Raw genomic sequence first — 17,163 nt, 5'->3', positions numbered from 1 at the left:
TGACTTTGTCGTTTTAGAGATGCTATTATCACATCAATGATAACGAATTTAATCAACTTCATATAACACTTATCAAGAGTGGACTGAGAGATCTGGATCGATGACGTCCCAGCAACCTGCCTTCAGTGGCAAGGTGCTACGACCAGCAAAGCGCAAGCTTTGGTTGATAAAAAGCGACGACTCCTTTTGCAACCAAGCAAAGGAGTCGTTTTCGTTTTCTCGCTGTCAGAGCACGAATGATTACAGGGCGACTACCGCCAGCGGAAAGGACGAGATATAGATGGAAAAAGCAACATTCGCAGGAGGCTGTTTCTGGTGCATGGTGACCCCATTCGAAGAACTGCCCGGTATTCACGGAATTGTTTCCGGTTATACAGGAGGACAAATCGAAAATCCGACATACGAACAAATAAAAACAGGCACGACCGGTCATTCGGAGGTCGTCGAGATTACATTTGATCCGGCGTTATTCTCATACGAGCGGTTACTCGAACTTTACTGGCCGCAAACGGATCCGACTGACGCCGGCGGACAGTTCCAGGACCGTGGGACACAATACGCACCTGCCATCTTTTATCATACGGAAGAACAGCGCCTTGCTGCGATTGCTTCACGTGACGCGCTTGCTGCGAGCAATCGCTTTAAGCAGCCGATCGTCACACGAATCGAAGCGGCACAAGCCTTCTATCCAGCAGAAGACTATCATCAAAACTTCCACAAAAAGAATCCGGAACACTACAAAAAAGACCGGAAAGCATCCGGTCGCGATGAATTCATCGATGTGGCTTGGAAAGAAGAAGTATCTGTCTAAACTAAAAAAGCCCGCTTCGTGCGGGCTTTCAGCATGTAGACAAACTCTTATGAAGAGTGACTATGCTATAACAAGAGGCAATCCGTTCGCGTTTCCCTGTCTCGCCTTGTCTTCAAAGCGATTCGAGACGGATTGCGCTCTAACACTACTCTATGATTTTCTCTACGGTACACCCTGAAAACTTCGTTTTTCGTTGACTCCTACGGGAAAAAGCGCGTGAACACGCGCTGCCAAGAGGCTGGCAAGACCCTGCTCGTTGTCCGTGAGGATCAAGGAGCAACGGCTTGCGCCTCGCCCGAGGAAAGCAACGAAAAGAACGAATCTTTCATTCCACAACTACTGATTCGTCTTCGCGCTAAAAAATCGACTTTATACTGCCAGAGTTAACCGTAAGAATTACGATACCTTTTCCGACAACTCATCCGAAGATTCGATTTCTACGACTTGATATCGTTTCAACACAAAAATACCGGCTAGCATCACAAGCAATCCAGCGACTTGTCCGAGCGAAAGCTCAAGTTCCGGTAAACCGAACCAACCGAACAAGTCGACACATAATGCAAAACTCAGTTGCGAAATCAAGACGACCGAAATCGCAATCGATGGACCGAGCAGCTGAATCCCGCGCATCACACAAAATACGACACCGACACCGACCAGACCACCGAATAAATAAAGCGGTTCGACCGTTTGAATGTTCGAGAATGTGCCACCCCGAAATACGAGTAGCGCAAACAGTGAACCGATGAACCCGACAAAAAAGACGAGGGTCGTCGTCGCCCATGCCCCGAACGCATGACTCATCCGTGCATTCAATACCGTCTGTAAACTAATCATCATTCCTGCCGTAATCGCACAAAACATACCTAGTCCCACGCTAGCCCCTCCTTATTCGTAACTATTTCCGTTCGCTTTTTCTTTAATCCGCTCTACATCTAAAATAATGATTTTCCCGCGTCGTCTCGCCAAGATTTCTTCTTCACAAAGTGTTGAGATGATACGGTTTAAATGACGGTAACTCGTCCCGAGCCAATCGGCGACGTCATGGAGATTCGACGTTCGCATCTCTTGATAAAACAGACTGTCGGAAACGTCCGAGGTAATCGATAACAGATATCCGGCAAATCGTTCTTCGACCGAATAGAGGACATGAAATGATGCTGATTTCGAGTCCGCGTACCACTTGGTCGTAATGACCCGCAGTAAAAATTGTAAAAAGGTGTTCGTCGTATTGTGCTCACGTAAGATCGCATACGGAATGCTGAGTGCCACGACGTCCGTAATCACCTCGATGGTATTCAAGACTTCCCGTTGATTGATATATTCCGCATCACCAATCACCGTCATCGCCTTTTTGAAGCGTAAAATCCGTTGTTTCCCTTCAGCCGATGCTGCAGAGATTTTAATTTTTCCTTCGACGATGAAATACATCCGGTCAATCGGTTCACCCGTCACACATAACAGGTCCCCTTCCGAAAACGTTTCGATGCGTAAATAGCCTTTACTGGTCTCCGTAAAAATATCCGCTAAGTCGTACTGTTTTAAATAGGTCTCAATCGTCTGCATAGGCCCTCCCTTTAGGACAGTGAAAAAATCGCAACTCCGGCAAGCATCAAACTGATCCCGATCCACTGTCCCCGGTTACTCCTTTTTTTGATGACACCAAACCAGCCGTTCAAATCAATCACGAATGCACATAAAATTTGTGCGACGAGCAACAAACACATCGCCCACGTCATGCCAAGTAACTGAATCGACGTCAGTTCGGTCACGACGACGAGTACGCCAAGCAATCCGCCACTGGCATAGAGGAGCGGAAGCTGTCGAAAACCGCCGATTTTCCGGTCACGAACCACACTATAAATCGCTAAGCACCCCATCAATCCGACGAAATGAACGATCGTCACCGAAAACCACGGACCAATGGCATCTCCTAAACGGGCATTAAAAATCCCCTGCAACGCAATGAATAGTCCACTCATTAATGCGAATATAACTCCCTGCACTTTAAGGCACCTCCTTTTGTTTCTTCTGTTATGAGTAGACACTATTTTCACCTTATCTGAAAAGGACAAATGTCCCATTTTAAAAAATTGTATAAAAAAAGACGGATTGCCCGTCTTCAGCGTGTAGATAATCGATTAAGAGGCGTAACCATGCGATATCGGGATGCAATCCGTTCGCGCTTCCCCGTCTCGCCTCGTCTTCAAAGCGATATCACCTAAAAAGCGTCACGTTTCGTAGACTCCTACGGGGAAAGCAACGAATAACGACGCTTGATCTCCCGATCGCACGTTGTCTACAGTCCGAAGACGGATTGTTCGTCTTCCCAGGAACAATCCGCCTTACTGATTACTGATCCATTACATATAATCGGCCCGCACCCGTTCAATTTGCGTATAAGCTTCCTGTTGCATCCGCTCGAATAATTCAGATACGGTCGGAATATCTGTAACGAGACCAGACACGAGACCGGCGTTGACATACCCGTTGACCTCGTCACCATCGACCGCACCCGTCAAGTGATACGCTTCTGTCGTCTTCGCGTTAAACTCATCAAGCGATGAAACACCTTGTAGTGCAGCAACGTACGGTCCATTTAACACACGCCGGACACGACCGACGGAACGACCGATGATTCGTGTCTCAAGATCCGTTGCTTCTACGAGATGGTTCTTGTAGTTCGCATGAACGACTGCTTCTTGCGTCGCAATCAGCCGCGTACCGAGTTGAACACCGGATGCACCAAGCATCCAAGCGGCTGCAAGGCCACGACCGTCTCCAATTCCACCAGCCGCGATGACGGGAAGCGTGACCTGATCCACGATTTGCGGAACCAGTGTCAGCGTCGTCAGCTCGAGCGGTGAATTGATACCTGCCGCTTCCACACCTTCTGCAACAAGCAAATCGACCCCGGCCGTTTCTGCCTTTAATGCATGTTTGACTGACGCGATGACCGCAATCGTCGTAATTCCGGCCGTCCGTAAACGTTCAGTATAGGGTGCTGGGTTTCCGGCTGATAAGGACACGACCGGAATCTGTTCTGCTATCGCTAATTCAATCAGGGCTTCCGTATGCGGCGAGACACCAATCGCAATGTTCAAGGCAATCGGATGCGTTGTTAATTGACGGGTCTGCTCAATCAAACGGCGCATTTCTTCCGGCGAACGTGTGCCACAACCGAGTGTTCCTAAACCACCGGCATTCGAGACGGCTGCCGTTAAGGCAGCATGACTGACATTTCCCATTCCGCCTTGGATGATTGGAACGCGGATTTGCAGTAACTCACATAATCGGGACATCGTCTTCCTCCAATCTGCTGTTTAAGAATGGTATACTAAGTAAGACTGAATTGAAATTCATTAATCGGAAAAGAGGGATTTTTATGAATATTCCATATCGTGATACGACACCTAGACTTGCGGAGACCGTCTTCGTGGCGCCGGGAGCATTCTTAATCGGTGACGTAACGATCGGTGAAGAGTCAACGGTTTGGTTCAACGCCGTATTACGCGGGGACGAAGGACCGATTACAATCGGGAAGCGTTGCAGCATCCAGGACAACGCGACGATTCATTTATACGAAGGGGCACCTGTCATCGTCGAAGACGAGGTGACGGTCGGACATAATGCGATTCTCCATGGCTGTCGCATCGGTCGCAGATCGATCGTCGGCATGGGGGCGACGGTCCTTGATCACGCCGAAATCGGTGAAGAATGTATCATCGGCGCCAATACGTTGATTCCCCCGGGCAAGAAGTTCCCGCCCCGCTCCTTGATCGTCGGCTCCCCCGGTAAAATCGTGCGGCAGTTGACACCAGCTGATCTCGAGATGATTCAGGAATCAATCGACTCCTATGTTGATAAAGGGTACGCCTTCCGGGAACAGCTCGGACAATAACTGTTTTCCACATGCGAAAAGTGAACTTCCAGAAGACCGGAGCTCACCTGTAATAGATTCATTTCTCAATTGACGCTACGGTCGTAAGCACAAGGTTACTTGCGCTTACGACCGCTCCGCAAACAATGGATGCTCCGACGCATCGTAGTCAGCACTTTTTTGTGTCACGTCGTGTGTCTCTTTGAAAATCGACTCAAAAAATCGGCTGGCCGGTGCCGCAAGCAGGCGATAGTATTGTTCGAACAATACTGCCGCATGGTGTCCGTTCCAGGCATCCGGAAGTAATTCTTGCGGCAAACCAGGATCCGTAAACAAAAACTTCCGGTATTCATGGACGAGCTTCGTCCGTTCGACAAAACACTGTTCCTCATCCATCTCTCCGAGTTGGATTTGGCTTTGGTGGACGATGTAACGCCGGCTGTACTCAACGATGAATGCTTCGTACAGCGCTTGTAACTCGTCGAGCAAAAAAGCACGTTCGACGAGCGATTGATCTTGTTGCGGTCCGTGGTATTCGCCGACGAAAAAATCGACGTATTCGGTAATCTGATACGCCTCGATCAGACGTGTCGCTTCTTTTTCAAGCGGGTTCGGAGAAATCCAGACCCCGTTTGATAAGTTACCGAAACCACTCCACGTCAGTTCCTTCCGCAACTCATCCCGAATCTGACGTTTTTCCTCCGGAATCGTATACATCAATGTCCGCCATTTCCCATCCCAGACGTGTGGCGTCGACTTGTAAATCCGCCGCGCCGCCTCTTCCATCCGTTCGACCCCACGGTCCGTCAGCGAATAAAAACTTTTTGTCCCTTGTTTTTCAGAGATCAACCATCCTTGCTTGACCATTCGTGAAACGGCAACGCGAACGGCTTGTTCGTTATGTCCGAACTCCTTCAACAACCGAATCAGACTTCCCACCCAAACCTGATTCCCGTAGTGCCGGATATAATCGCCATAAATCGTAAAAATCATCGATTGGGTATTCGCACTCATGTCATTCACTCTCTCTTTGATATAACGTTTTTTTGTGTACCGTTAGTATACGTGTTATTTCAGGTGGCGACCATCCTCATCTCCCTTGAAACTGCGGTGTTCGCTTCTCAGCAAAGGCGCGGAGTGCTTCAAGCCGGTCCTCGGTTGGTATGACTGCCTCATAGGCTTCCGTTTCAAGTCGTAAGCCGTCAGCGAGCGACACATTCATTCCGCCATCGATCGCTTGTTTCGCCTGACGAATGGCAATCGGCCCATTACGGAGCATCGCTGCTGCAAGTTCAAAGCAAGCCGGTAACAACGCATCCTTTGTCGCGACGACTTGCGAGACGAGCCCGTATCGTTCTGCCGTCTCGGCATCAATTTTCTTCGCCGTAAAGATCAGTTCTTTCGCCCGTGTCTCCCCAATCAGACGCGGAAGGCGTTGTGTTCCACCCGCTCCCGGGATGATACCAAAGCTCGTTTCCGTCAGACCGACCAACGCGCCGTCGACGATGATCCGGAAATCGCAGGCAAGCATCCACTCAAATCCCCCGCCAAGCGCGTGACCGTTAACTGCTGCAATCGTCGGTTGAGGCAACGCCGCGATGCTCGCAAAGACTTCACGGATTGCCAGCACATTCCGACGGACTTCTGTTTCATTCAGTGTCACCCGCTCTTTTAAGTCAGCACCGGCACTAAATGCTTTCCCTGTCCCGGTAAATACGACGACCCGGACCGATTCGTCCGTTTTGACGGCATCCACAAGTTCCTGTAGCTCGACCAGCGTCGGATAATCAAAACAATTCATCCGTTCCGGACGATCAATCCGAATCAGCGCAAGTTGTCCACTTCGTTCAAAATGAATCATGTCAGTCCCTCCCGTTCGACTATCAAGGCGATTCCTTGTCCGACCCCGACACACATCGTCGCCAGCCCGTATGTCCGGTTCGTCCGCTTCATTTCATGCAACAAGGTCGTCAAAATCCGGGCACCACTTGCACCGAGTGGATGACCGAAAGCGATCGCCCCTCCGTTGACATTGACCTTTTCCGCATCCAGACCAAGTTCATGGATACAGGCTAAACTTTGTGCGGCAAATGCTTCATTCAGTTCAATCAGGTCGAGTTGCTCGATCGTCAGTCCTGCGCGCCGTAACGCTTTTTTCGTTGCGTCAATCGGACCAATCCCCATGACGGCAGGTTCGACACCTGCCGTCGCACTTGCCCGGTAAAACCCGAGCGGCGTCAGTCCAAGCTCGCGTGCGTGTTCCTCACTCATCAACAGCAAGGCTGATGCACCATCATTGACACCTGACGCATTCCCCGCCGTGACCGTTCCGTTTGGAAACAACGGGCGCAATGTGCCAAGCTTCTCGCGCGTCGTCTCCGGTCGCGGATGTTCATCTTGACTGACCTCAAGCATCGCTCCTCGTTTATTTGCGTAACGAACAGGAACGATTTCGTCCGCAAAACGTTGACTATCGATCGCCTGTTTCGCCCGGAACTGGCTTGTATACGCGAAGTCGTCCTGGGCATCCCGGCTGATTCCGTAACGCGACGCGACATTTTCCGCCGTTTCCGGCATCGAGTCGGTTCCGTATTGTTCGGCCAGCCGTTCATTGACGAACCGCCAGCCGATTGTCGTATCGTATAACGTTTGATTGCCACGCGGGAACGCCGCATCCGGTTTCCCCATCACGAATGGAGCACGCGTCATACTTTCCGTCCCGCCGGCGATATAGACGTCGCCTTCGCCTAAGGCAATCGCCCGTGCGGCTGCGATGACAGCATCAAGTCCGGAACCGCATAGCCGATTCATCGTCGTTCCGGCGACGCTGACCGGTAAACCGGCAAGTAAGCCCGACATCCGGGCGACATTCCGATTGTCTTCGCCCGCTTGGTTGGCGTTACCGAAAATGACTTCTTCGATTGTTTCAGGAGCAACACCTGTATTACGGGCGAGTAATGCTTCGATGACGACCGCTCCTAAGTCATCCGGCCGGACGTCTTTTAACGCCCCATTGTACCGTCCGATCGGTGTCCGGACGGCATCGATGATCGCGACACGCCTCATGGTGCCTTCACCCCGCTTTCGGCATAGTCATATACTCCGCGTCCCGTCTTACGACCGAGTCGTCCCGCTTTGACGTATTGCTCAAGCAATGGAGCCGGACGGTATTTTTCTCCGAGCTTCTCATGTAAGTAACGTAAATTATGCAGGCGCGTATCGAGCCCGACTAAGTCTCCCAGTTCGAACGGTCCCATCGGATAATTCAACCCAAGCTTGATCGCCTTATCGATTTCTTCCGGCGTCCCAAGTCCTTCTTGTAGCATGTAGAAGGCTTCGTTACCAACAAGCGCACTGATCCGTGACGTGACGAACCCCGGGAATTCCTGGATGACGACCGTTTCTTTCCCCATCCGTTCGGCGACGTCCGTCAGTGCCGTCACTGTCTCATCCGACGTCTCAAGTCCACGGACGAGTTCGACAAGCGGCATCAGATGAACCGGATTAAAGAAATGCATCGCCATGACACGGTCCGGTCGCATCGTGAACGAGGCGATTTCTGTCGGACTCATCGTCGACGTGTTCGTCGCGAAAAAACATGCCGGCCGGGCTGCGGCTTCAATCGTCCGGAAGACGGACTGTTTAATTTCGAGCCGTTCCGGGACGGCTTCAATCACGAGATCGGCGTGTGCTGCGGCCGCTGTTAAGTCTGTTGAAAAACGAAGGTGTAAAAACAGTTGTTCGACTTCATCCGCCGACATCTTCCCGCGGACGATTCCTTTTTCGGCAATCCGTTCCAACTCCTGTTTGGCAGAAGTGAGCAAGGCAGTTTCGATATCGACGAGTGTGACTTCGAATCCTTTTGCGGCTGCGACGTAGGCGATTCCGCGACCCATGACGCCTGATCCAACAACGACAATCTGATTAATCATCTGAATTCCTCCTTATAAAAAAATGTGCGGACTCGCGTCCGCACGTTGGTGTTTACAGTCCGAACGGATTAAGCGGACGGCTTCCGTAATACGATAAGATACTTTTTGTTTCCGTATATAAATCAAGCGTTTCGATACAGAGTTCACGACCGAAACCGGATTGTTTGTAGCCACCGAACGGCGTACCCGGGAAGGCTGAGAACGGACAGTTAACCATGACAATCCCGGCTTTGATTTGGTTCGCGACTCGTGTCGCCCGCGCCCCGTCCTTCGTCCAGACAGCTGAACCGAGCCCAAATTCCGTATCGTTCGCGAGGCGGACCGCTTCTTTTTCATCTTTAAATGGCATGACGACGACGACCGGTCCGAAGATTTCTTCATTGACCGCTTTCATCTCGTGCGTGACGTCCGTGATGATCGTCGGTGCATACCAGAAACCTTTTTCGAATCCTTCGACCTGTTCGACTTGACCGCCCGCAAGGATCGTGGCCCCGTCCGCTTTTGCCGATTGGACGTACCCGTCGATGACATCGAGTTGCTGTTGATCAATGATCGCCCCGATGTGTGTCCCTTTATCGAACGGGTTCCCGAGGACAAGTTGCTTTGTCTTCGCGACGAATTGTTCCATGAATGTTTCGTAGATGTCTTCATGGACGTAAAGACGTGACCGTGCCTCACACGATTGACCGCTGTTATAGAAGATGCCAAACAATGAGCCGTCGACAGCAGCCGTGATATCCGCATCTTCAAAGACGATGTTCGGTGACTTGCCGCCGAGCTCGAGCGTGACACGCTTCAGTGTCTCGGATGCCCGACCCATGATGTCTTTCCCGACCGGTGTTGAACCGGTGAAGGCTACTTTATCGACGTGCGGATGCTCGACGAGATGGTTTCCGATTTCGCGTCCTGATCCCGGAATGACGTTAACGACGCCTGCCGGGACACCGGCTTCCAGACAAATTTCTCCGAGAATGATGGCAGTCAGCGGCGTCAGCGTTGCCGGTTTGACGACGACGGAACAACCGACCGCGATCGCTGGTGCGACTTTCCAGGCAGCCATCATCAACGGATAGTTCCATGGAATAATTTGGGCACAAACACCGACTGCTTCTTTTTCTGTGTAGTTGTGGAATTGTCCCGGCACGTTATTGACGACACCGCGGTGACCGACGATCGCCCCGGCATAAAATTCGAAGTCTTCGATTGCCTGCGTGACTTGTCCTTGCGCAGCCGCTAACGATTTCCCGGTATCGAGAATCTCGAGTTCCACGATTTCATTGAAGCGCGACCGCATGATGCTTGCGATTTTGTTCAGGATTTGCGCACGACGACCAACTGGCCACATCTTCCATTTGCCATGGTCAAACGCCTCACGTGCTGCTTTGACGGCACGGTCGGCATCTTCTTTGGACGCTTTCGCCACTTCTGCCAGGACTTCGCCGGTCGCCGGGTTATAGGTCTTAAACGTCTCGCCTGTCGTGCCTTCGACTTGCTCCCCATTGATGACGAGGTGGTAGACCGACCGTTTCATTTCGATTGTTTTTTCGTGTACCGTTGACATGACATCCACTCCCTTTTAGTTTCCTTTGAATGTAGGTTGACGTTTTTCGAGAAAGGCTTGCATGCCTTCCGTTTGATCGTCTGTCGCAAATAACAAGTAGAAATTTCTCCGCTCGTGTTCCATTCCGTCCTGAATCGACAAGTCGCCGGCTTTATCGACGGCATCCTTAATCAGGCGGACCGACATCTTCGGTTGCGCCGCAATCCGGTGGGCAACGGTCAATACCGTCGCTTCGAGTCGGTCGGCTTCGACGAGTCGGTTGACGAGCCCAAAACGCTCCGCTTGATCTGCTGTCATCTGCTCCCCCGTCCATAACCATTCGAGGGCACGTGTCCGGCCGATCCGTTTCGTCAGTCGCTGTGTTCCGCCTGCTCCCGGCATGACACCAAGATTGACTTCCGGGAAACCGAACCGTGTCGTATCTGTTGCATAAATCAAATCGCAAGCAAGTGCCAGTTCAAACCCGCCACCCAGGACATAGCCGTGAACGGCAGCGAGCAGCGGTTTCTTCAGCCGACTGATGCGGTCCCAATCGGCGAACGGGTCCAGGAGCTCCATCGAAATCGGTGTTGCCTCTACCATCTCGTCGATGTCTGCTCCGGCAGAAAATGATTTTCCGGCGCCACTCAATACGATGGCACCAATCGTTTCGTCGCGGTCGAACTGCTCCATCGCTTCAACGATTTCACGAATCATCGCCCGGTTGAGGGCGTTGTACCGCTCCGGCCGATTGAGAGTGATGCGTCCGACCGCTCCATCAATCGCTGTTTTAACGTACTGTTGCATCGGCATGGACTTCTTCACCAATCATCAATGTGACGAGATCCCCAGCGAAGCTCATCAAGTCCTTCCCGGATGCTTTCCCTTCAAGTGAACGCATACCGGCCTGCATTGTCTCGTGACTTTCGTAGACCATTTCACACATCAAATAATATTTTCCTTCGCCACCCATCGGTGAACCAACGATTTTCGTCACGGTCATCTCTTGTAAGCCGGGAATTTTAGCCGTGATCGGACCATGAACATTGAAGTAGTGCTCGTCAAACTGTTCCTTGTTCTCCGGGTGTTTATAAAGCGCGATTAGTTTTACCATATCAATTACCTTCCTTCACATGAGAGTAGAGACGGGTTTCATCGCCTCGAATGGATTTTTACACGTTTTACAGTACAGAATGCTGCGACATGCCGTCGGACCAAAGAGGTTTTCGATCGATACGAACGTCGAACCACAGTACGGACAATCAATTTCCCAAGATCCATCGACGACGCGTGGTGGTGCAATCCCGAATGACTTCAGTCCCTCGATGCCCTGCTCAGTGATCCGGTCCGACGTCCACGGCGGGTCAAAGATGAAGACGACGTCGATTGTTTGTAACGCCGTAATTTGCTCGAGTGCTGCAATCGTATTTTTTTTGATGATGTCGAGTGCCGGACATCCGAGGAATGTCGGAAGCAACGTCACCCGAATCGCGTAACCGGTCGCAGATTCCGTCAACTCCATCTTGTCGAACATACCGAGATCAAGAATGCTGACGGCATCGATTTCCGGATCCTTGACGGTATCGAGCGCGGCCTGGATTTCTTGTTGTAACGCAAGCGTCGTCATGACGCATCCCTCCTCACCATACGGCGGACTGGTCAATCAAGTAGACTTCTCCGAGCGTCGACAAGGCATCGTTCAAGTCAGCCGAATGTTCACCGTTGCGACCATTGGCTGACATCCGCATCTCCGGTAACGTGACATCCAACTCGACGAGCGTCGGCGTCAATGTCTGATACCACCGATCAAGTAAGATGCCTTGCCCTTCAATCAATCGCATCTCTTCAATCACGTCACCGTGCTCCCCGTAATCAAACATGTCGCCGAAGTCCGCCAGCACTTGTTCGAGTGCCGCATCCATCTTTTGACGTGCCGTCGGAGTCGCTTGATACAGTTGCGTGAACCACGTTTGCCAGTGGAGCAAGTGATAGTACAATTCCATATTGATTTTGACGGCGGCTGCCGCGAGTGGGGCATAGCTGCTGTTTTTTAAAGCATCGATGCGGATTTTTTTCGCCAGCGTGTAACAGTAGTTCCGGACGACGGCATACGCCCAGTCATATTCCGGTGTCTCCATGTAGTATCCGGGACCGTTGACCCGTTCGACGAGAATCGAATTTTTCCGTTCATGCGCCAGCCGGACGTGTGCCAATGCGTCCGCCTTCCCTTCCCCTAACTCTTCGAGCAACTGATAATACATCGCCGCGTGTCCCATCGAATCCTGGGCAATGGATGAGGACGCAACATCTTCTTCGATATGCGGTGCCAGACCAAGCCATTCCGAGCCGCGGAACGCATAAAGAAAATCGTCATCCGCTAACTGATACAGTAACGCTGCGAGCGCTGTCCGTTCTTGCTCCGTCATTTCGAGTCGCCTCCCTGCCAAGACATGATTTCTTTTTCGTCGAGCATCTGCTGTTCATAATGGCGCCACTTTTTCTTCAAGTAGCCGTACCCTTTCGTCGTCCGGTAATCCTTGTTATCGAGTCGCGTCAACATCTGCTTTTCGTCCGGAGTCAGGCCGCGGACGTCCGTCCGTTTGACGACCCAAATGTCGACGACCGGTTCGCGGCGCATGAAGTTTTCTTGCGCCATCAGTAACGCCATTTCCTTGTTTGGTGCAAGCAAGCTGAATTGATGCGTGAACGCGGCGTTCGGCGTCCGTTTACTAAACACTTCGAACTCCTGATAAAATGTTTCCGTCATGTCGTTCCCCTCCTTCATGCCATCGTCTTGGTCAACGCTTCACGGACCCACGCGTTATTTTGATAAGACGTCCGGCGTAAGGCGAGACGCTCCTTCGAACGCGGTCCTCCGCCTTGAATGATTTTCTTAAACTCCGACCAATCGGGCTGGGCATAAATCCATTGTCCCGATTCTTCGTCAAAACGGAGCGTTGGATCCGGAATGACCAGTCCAAGCGATTGAATCCGCGGGACATACTTCGTAAAGAAATTTTGGCGGAGTTCTTCGTTTGTCTTCGTCCGAATCTTATAGGCAATCGTGATGTCTTGTTTCGATGTTCCGGTCGTTTCTTTTGTCGCCGGACCGAAGAACATCAAGAGCGACTCCCACCATTCATCCAGTGATTCCTGAATCATCGCTTTTTGTTCGGGTGTTCCTTCAGCAAGTGCCATGATGATTGATTCACCATGCTGCGCATGGAACACTTCTTCCGCACAAATTCGTTGTAAGGCACGGGCATACGGACCGTATGACGCCCCTAACATGTTCGTCTGGGTGATGATTGCTGCACCATCAACGAGCCAACCGATCGTTCCGGCATCTGCCCACGTACGGGTCGGCATGTGGAAGACGTTGTGAAACTTCAGACGTCCCGTAAACAGGTCATCCATCAAATCACCGCGCGTTTTCCCGTACGGTTTCATCAAATCCTCGACGACGCGGAGCAACAGTTGTCCGTGCCCCATTTCATCCTGGACTTTCGCCATGATCCCAAGTTTTCGCCGGAGGGACGGGGCTTTCGGGACCCATTCCTTCTCTGGTAAGGCGCCCATAATTTCGCTGATTCCGTGCATCGAAATCAATTTGATTAACGTATCGCGGTAAAACGCAGGCATCCAGTCATCGGCTTCAATCTTTTCACCGTTCTCGATTCGTTCCGTGAACCGGGCGAGCTTTTCATCTTCCGTCATGACTTCCGGTTCGAACAAGTGTGTTGCATCGTACATGTTGAGTTCCTCCTCTTGTCTTAAACAGGTTCTTTATCCGACGTTTCGGTCCGACGATCGACAATCCGCTCTGCTTTTCCTTCTGAACGGGTGACGCCATACCGCGGGTGACAGATCATTTCAATCGAAATCAGGCATTCTGATTTGATGGCTTCACAGACGGTTCGCATGACTGCTTCCTGCTGCGTCTGTTCTTCGAGCTCGACGTGCAGCTCGATCGCATCAAGTCCATGTCGTTTGACGAGATGAATTTGATAATGTGGTGTGACACCATCTTGTTTCAACAGGACACGTTCAATCTCCGACGGGAAGACGTTGACACCGCGGATGATCATCATGTCATCCGTTCGTCCTGTAATCCGGGACATCCGGGTCGTCGTTCGACCGCAAGCGCATGTTTCACGTGTAATCGAAGCAAGGTCCCCCGTTCGGTAGCGGATAATTGGAAGCGCTTTCTTTTTTAAACTTGTAAAAACGAGTTCCCCGACCATCCCTTCTGGTAACGGTTCCCCCGTGCTGGGATCAATGACTTCCGTGATGAACAAGTCATCCATGATGTGTAATCCCTGTTGCGCTGGACATTCGATTGCGACGCCCGGACCCATGATTTCGCTCAGTCCGTAAATATCAAGTGCAGTAATATTCAATTTTTCTTCGAGCGTCCGACGCATTTCTTCCGACCACGGTTCAGCTCCGAAAATTCCATAACGTAAGCCCGTTGCCCGGGGATTGATGCCCCGCTCTTCCATCCGTTCTGCGAGGCGCAGCACATAAGAAGGTGTCCCGCAAATCCCTGCCGGTTTGAAGTCTTCGATCAATGTGATTTGCCGATCCGTATTCCCGCCTGATACGGGGACGACCGTCATCCCGAGTTTTTCTGCTCCGGCATGTAAACCGAGCCCACCCGTGAACAGTCCATAACCATACGCGTTATGCAACAAATCCGTCCGTTTTGCACCTGCCATGACGAGACCACGTGCGACGGCACCTGCCCAGTCGTCCAAATCTTCCTGCGTGTACCCGACGACCGTCGCTTTGCCGCTCGTTCCGGACGAGGCGTGAATGCGCGCAACCTCTTCTTGTTTGACGGCAAACAGCCCGAACGGATAGTTCTCACGTAAATCACTTTTTCCGGTGAACGGAAGTTTTTGAATATCTTCTAGCTGATCAAAGGCAACAGCATCAAGCCCGGCTTCCTCAAAACGTTTCCGGTAAAACGGCACACGTTCCATCGCATACCGGACCGTTTCACGTAAACGATTGAGTTGCAGTTGTTGTCGTGTTTCATGCGTCATCGTCTCAAGTGCCTCATCATAAAACATAGCGCACCCCCCATTCATTTAACACAATAAAAATACGCCCGTTTAAATTTAGTTATACGTTAAACCTACGATACGTTCACAATGTTGTCAATGATTCATTTTGTTAAAAGCTCCCATATCTTTCGTCACCCAATCGAATCTTCGTCCTTTTTCGGATTTAAGGTCTTTTCACCATCTTAAACGGCATAATATACTACTGTTTGGAAAAAATTTCTGAAATGATTTGCTCATTTTGTAACTGATTGATAAAATATCGTGTGACAAGTGTTATACTATTTTTGGTAAGACCACTTGGAGAGAAACAGATATGTTTTGAAGATAGAGGAGGATTCTATGAAACCCGGTTTAGCCCTTGGTCAGACGGCACGCGTCGAAACGACCGTCACGGAAGAGATGTTCGCACAGTTCGAAGGAACCGTCGTCCATCCCGCCTACTCCACTGTGTCGATGGTTTATCATATGGAGTGGGCCGCCCGCAAAATCATCCTCCCTTATCTGGAATCGTCAGAAGAAGGCGTCGGGGGAGCAGTCAACGTAAAACATCTGAATATGGCACCACTCGGATCACAGGTCAGCATCGTAGCGACGGTGACGGAACTGCGGGACAACCGCGTCCGGACAAAAATCGATGTCACGAACGAACACGGGTTGATCGGCGTCGGCGAAGTCACGCAAATCATTTTGGATAAACGATTAATTGAGGACAAGTTGACGACACACATTTTTTAAACTAAAAAAATGAAAGCGCTTACTTAGAAATCCAAGGAGGCTTTGACATGAACATGATCAATCCATCTACAAATACTTCTTTATCAATCATGGAAAAAATCGCAGGACACGAGCAGGTCGTCTTTTGTAACGATCCGATTTCGGGACTTCAAGCCATCATCGCGATTCACGATACGACACTTGGTCCGGCACTCGGCGGTTGTCGCATGGCACCGTATGCGACCGTCGATGAGGCACTTGACGATGTCTTGCGTCTGTCGCGCGGCATGACCTATAAATGCGCCGCTGCCGACGTTGATTTCGGCGGAGGGAAAGCTGTCATCATCGGTAATCCGGCAACGGACAAAACGCCGGAAATGTTTCGTGCTTTCGGTCGATTCGTCGATTCGTTAGGCGGACGTTTCTATACGGGGACGGACATGGGGACGACGATGGACGACTTCGTCCATGCGAGTCGCGAAACCTCACGGATCGTCGGCATCCCGGAAGCCTTTGGCGGGAGTGGTGATTCGTCGATTCCGACTGCTGAAGGTGTCGTCAATGGATTACGTGCAACGATTGAGAGCCTGTTCGGATCGGACGACTTGAGTCGTGCCTCTTACGCCGTCCAAGGACTCGGAAAAGTCGGTTATAAGGTCGCAGAACAACTTTTACATGCCGGTGCCAATCTGTATGTCTCGGACATTAACGAAACAGCACTCGCCTCGATCGTCAAAGAAGCCGAGATGACACCGGGAACGGTTCATGTTGTCGCCCCACACGAGATTCACCTGACGGATGCCGATGTCTTCGTCCCTTGTGCCTACGGCGGTGTCATCCGTGCGGATAACATCGCAAGTCTTCCGTGTAAGGCAATCTGCGGTTCAGCCAACAATCAGCTCGCAGACGATTCGCTCGCTGAAGAATTGATGCAGCGCGGCATCCTTTATGCTCCCGATTACATCGTCAATGGCGGTGGTCTGATTCAAGTCGCAGATGAACTGTACGGAGCCAATCATGAACGGGTCCTCCTGAAAACACGTCACATTTACGATGCCGTCCTGGAAGTATTCGGACAATCACGTGCCGAGTCGATTACGACACTCGAAGCCGCAAACCGAATGTGTGACAAACGGATTCACGTCCGCGCCCGCCACAATAATATCTTCACGAATACAACGAAACCAAAGTGGAACATTCGCAATCAATCTTGATGG

20 protein-coding genes and 1 riboswitch are annotated in these 17,163 nt (G+C 51.1%); of the genes, 4 read left to right on the top strand and 16 right to left on the bottom strand.

Going from position 1 to position 17,163, the window contains the following annotated elements; genetic code table 11:
* The first annotated feature begins 66 nt into the window (after window positions 1-66).
* A riboswitch (SAM riboswitch) is annotated at window positions 67-173 on the top strand.
* A gap of 107 nt (window positions 174-280) precedes the next feature.
* Window positions 281-811 (top strand): peptide-methionine (S)-S-oxide reductase MsrA, encoded by a 531-nt coding sequence (gene msrA, locus KNP96_RS10935; protein ID WP_088836228.1) that lies wholly within the window; start codon window positions 281-283, stop codon window positions 809-811.
* Between the two features lie 396 nt (window positions 812-1,207).
* On the opposite strand, the gene KNP96_RS10930 is transcribed toward msrA, so the two are convergent.
* The 4 genes from KNP96_RS10930 to KNP96_RS10915 all read right to left on the bottom strand — a co-directional run bounded on the left by KNP96_RS10930 (window position 1,208) and on the right by KNP96_RS10915 (window position 4,113).
* Window positions 1,208-1,687, bottom strand: coding sequence for a DMT family transporter (locus tag KNP96_RS10930; RefSeq protein ID WP_214767191.1), 480 nt, complete (start codon window positions 1,685-1,687; stop codon window positions 1,208-1,210).
* Window positions 1,688-1,699: 12 nt separating this feature from the next.
* Window positions 1,700-2,377, bottom strand: a complete 678-nt coding sequence (locus tag KNP96_RS10925) for a Crp/Fnr family transcriptional regulator (protein ID WP_214770488.1) — start codon at window positions 2,375-2,377, stop codon at window positions 1,700-1,702.
* An 11-nt stretch (window positions 2,378-2,388) separates the two neighbouring features.
* Entirely contained in the window at window positions 2,389-2,817 is a 429-nt protein-coding gene (locus KNP96_RS10920; protein WP_214767195.1) for a DMT family transporter, read from the bottom strand.
* A 357-nt stretch (window positions 2,818-3,174) separates the two neighbouring features.
* Window positions 3,175-4,113 (bottom strand): NAD(P)H-dependent flavin oxidoreductase, encoded by a 939-nt coding sequence (locus tag KNP96_RS10915; RefSeq protein ID WP_214770485.1) that lies wholly within the window; start codon window positions 4,111-4,113, stop codon window positions 3,175-3,177.
* 83 nt (window positions 4,114-4,196) lie between these two features.
* Between KNP96_RS10915 and KNP96_RS10910 the strand changes: the two genes are divergently transcribed.
* Window positions 4,197-4,712, top strand: coding sequence for a gamma carbonic anhydrase family protein (locus tag KNP96_RS10910; RefSeq protein ID WP_214770482.1), 516 nt, complete (start codon window positions 4,197-4,199; stop codon window positions 4,710-4,712).
* 105 nt (window positions 4,713-4,817) lie between these two features.
* Here KNP96_RS10910 and paaX read toward each other — a convergent pair whose 3' ends face one another.
* From paaX to KNP96_RS10850, 12 genes are all read right to left on the bottom strand, one after another.
* Complete coding sequence (gene paaX / locus KNP96_RS10905) at window positions 4,818-5,705, bottom strand: phenylacetic acid degradation operon negative regulatory protein PaaX (RefSeq protein WP_214770479.1); 888 nt, start codon at window positions 5,703-5,705, stop codon at window positions 4,818-4,820.
* A gap of 76 nt (window positions 5,706-5,781) precedes the next feature.
* Window positions 5,782-6,552 carry an enoyl-CoA hydratase-related protein gene (locus KNP96_RS10900; RefSeq protein WP_214770476.1) on the bottom strand — a complete coding sequence of 257 codons (771 nt, stop codon included), beginning with the start codon at window positions 6,550-6,552 and terminating at the stop codon, window positions 5,782-5,784.
* The gene (locus tag KNP96_RS10895) at window positions 6,549-7,757 is read right to left on the bottom strand and encodes an acetyl-CoA C-acyltransferase (RefSeq protein WP_214770474.1); all 1,209 of its coding nucleotides are present in this window, start codon (window positions 7,755-7,757) and stop codon (window positions 6,549-6,551) included. The genes KNP96_RS10900 and KNP96_RS10895 overlap by 4 nt, the downstream gene beginning before the upstream one ends.
* Entirely contained in the window at window positions 7,754-8,623 is an 870-nt protein-coding gene (locus tag KNP96_RS10890) for a 3-hydroxyacyl-CoA dehydrogenase (RefSeq protein WP_214770471.1), read from the bottom strand. Before KNP96_RS10890 ends, KNP96_RS10895 begins: the two co-directional genes overlap by 4 nt.
* A gap of 52 nt (window positions 8,624-8,675) precedes the next feature.
* Entirely contained in the window at window positions 8,676-10,184 is a 1,509-nt protein-coding gene (locus KNP96_RS10885; protein WP_214770469.1) for an aldehyde dehydrogenase family protein, read from the bottom strand.
* 15 nt (window positions 10,185-10,199) lie between these two features.
* Window positions 10,200-10,976, bottom strand: coding sequence for an enoyl-CoA hydratase/isomerase family protein (locus KNP96_RS10880; RefSeq protein WP_214770467.1), 777 nt, complete (start codon window positions 10,974-10,976; stop codon window positions 10,200-10,202).
* Entirely contained in the window at window positions 10,954-11,277 is a 324-nt protein-coding gene (locus tag KNP96_RS10875; RefSeq protein ID WP_029332541.1) for an EthD family reductase, read from the bottom strand. Before KNP96_RS10875 ends, KNP96_RS10880 begins: the two co-directional genes overlap by 23 nt.
* Before the next feature lie 15 nt (window positions 11,278-11,292).
* On the bottom strand, window positions 11,293-11,790 hold the full coding sequence (gene paaD / locus KNP96_RS10870; RefSeq protein ID WP_088836214.1) for a 1,2-phenylacetyl-CoA epoxidase subunit PaaD: 498 nt from the start codon (window positions 11,788-11,790) through the stop codon (window positions 11,293-11,295).
* A gap of 13 nt (window positions 11,791-11,803) precedes the next feature.
* Window positions 11,804-12,589, bottom strand: coding sequence for a 1,2-phenylacetyl-CoA epoxidase subunit PaaC (gene paaC / locus KNP96_RS10865; protein WP_088836213.1), 786 nt, complete (start codon window positions 12,587-12,589; stop codon window positions 11,804-11,806).
* A complete protein-coding gene (paaB, locus tag KNP96_RS10860; protein ID WP_029332538.1) occupies window positions 12,586-12,930 on the bottom strand; it encodes a 1,2-phenylacetyl-CoA epoxidase subunit PaaB in 345 nt (114 codons plus the stop codon). The genes paaC and paaB overlap by 4 nt, the downstream gene beginning before the upstream one ends.
* Before the next feature lie 14 nt (window positions 12,931-12,944).
* Window positions 12,945-13,916, bottom strand: a complete 972-nt coding sequence (gene paaA / locus KNP96_RS10855) for a 1,2-phenylacetyl-CoA epoxidase subunit PaaA (RefSeq protein WP_214770465.1) — start codon at window positions 13,914-13,916, stop codon at window positions 12,945-12,947.
* Window positions 13,917-13,936: 20 nt separating this feature from the next.
* Window positions 13,937-15,238: a phenylacetate--CoA ligase family protein gene (locus KNP96_RS10850; RefSeq protein ID WP_214770463.1), complete on the bottom strand. Its 1,302-nt coding sequence runs from the start codon at window positions 15,236-15,238 to the stop codon at window positions 13,937-13,939.
* A gap of 333 nt (window positions 15,239-15,571) precedes the next feature.
* Here KNP96_RS10850 and KNP96_RS10845 point away from each other — a divergent pair, with 333 nt between their 5' ends.
* Both KNP96_RS10845 and KNP96_RS10840 read left to right on the top strand, forming a co-directional pair.
* Entirely contained in the window at window positions 15,572-15,967 is a 396-nt protein-coding gene (locus KNP96_RS10845; RefSeq protein ID WP_214770461.1) for a thioesterase family protein, read from the top strand.
* A gap of 47 nt (window positions 15,968-16,014) precedes the next feature.
* Window positions 16,015-17,160, top strand: coding sequence for a Leu/Phe/Val dehydrogenase (locus KNP96_RS10840; protein WP_214770458.1), 1,146 nt, complete (start codon window positions 16,015-16,017; stop codon window positions 17,158-17,160).
* The last annotated feature ends 3 nt before the right edge of the window (window positions 17,161-17,163 follow it).

It is taken from the genome of Exiguobacterium sp. s133, from assembly GCF_018618595.1.
Taxonomy (GTDB): domain Bacteria; phylum Bacillota; class Bacilli; order Exiguobacteriales; family Exiguobacteriaceae; genus Exiguobacterium_A; species Exiguobacterium_A oxidotolerans.
This window is presented reverse-complemented; position numbering and strand designations above follow the sequence as displayed.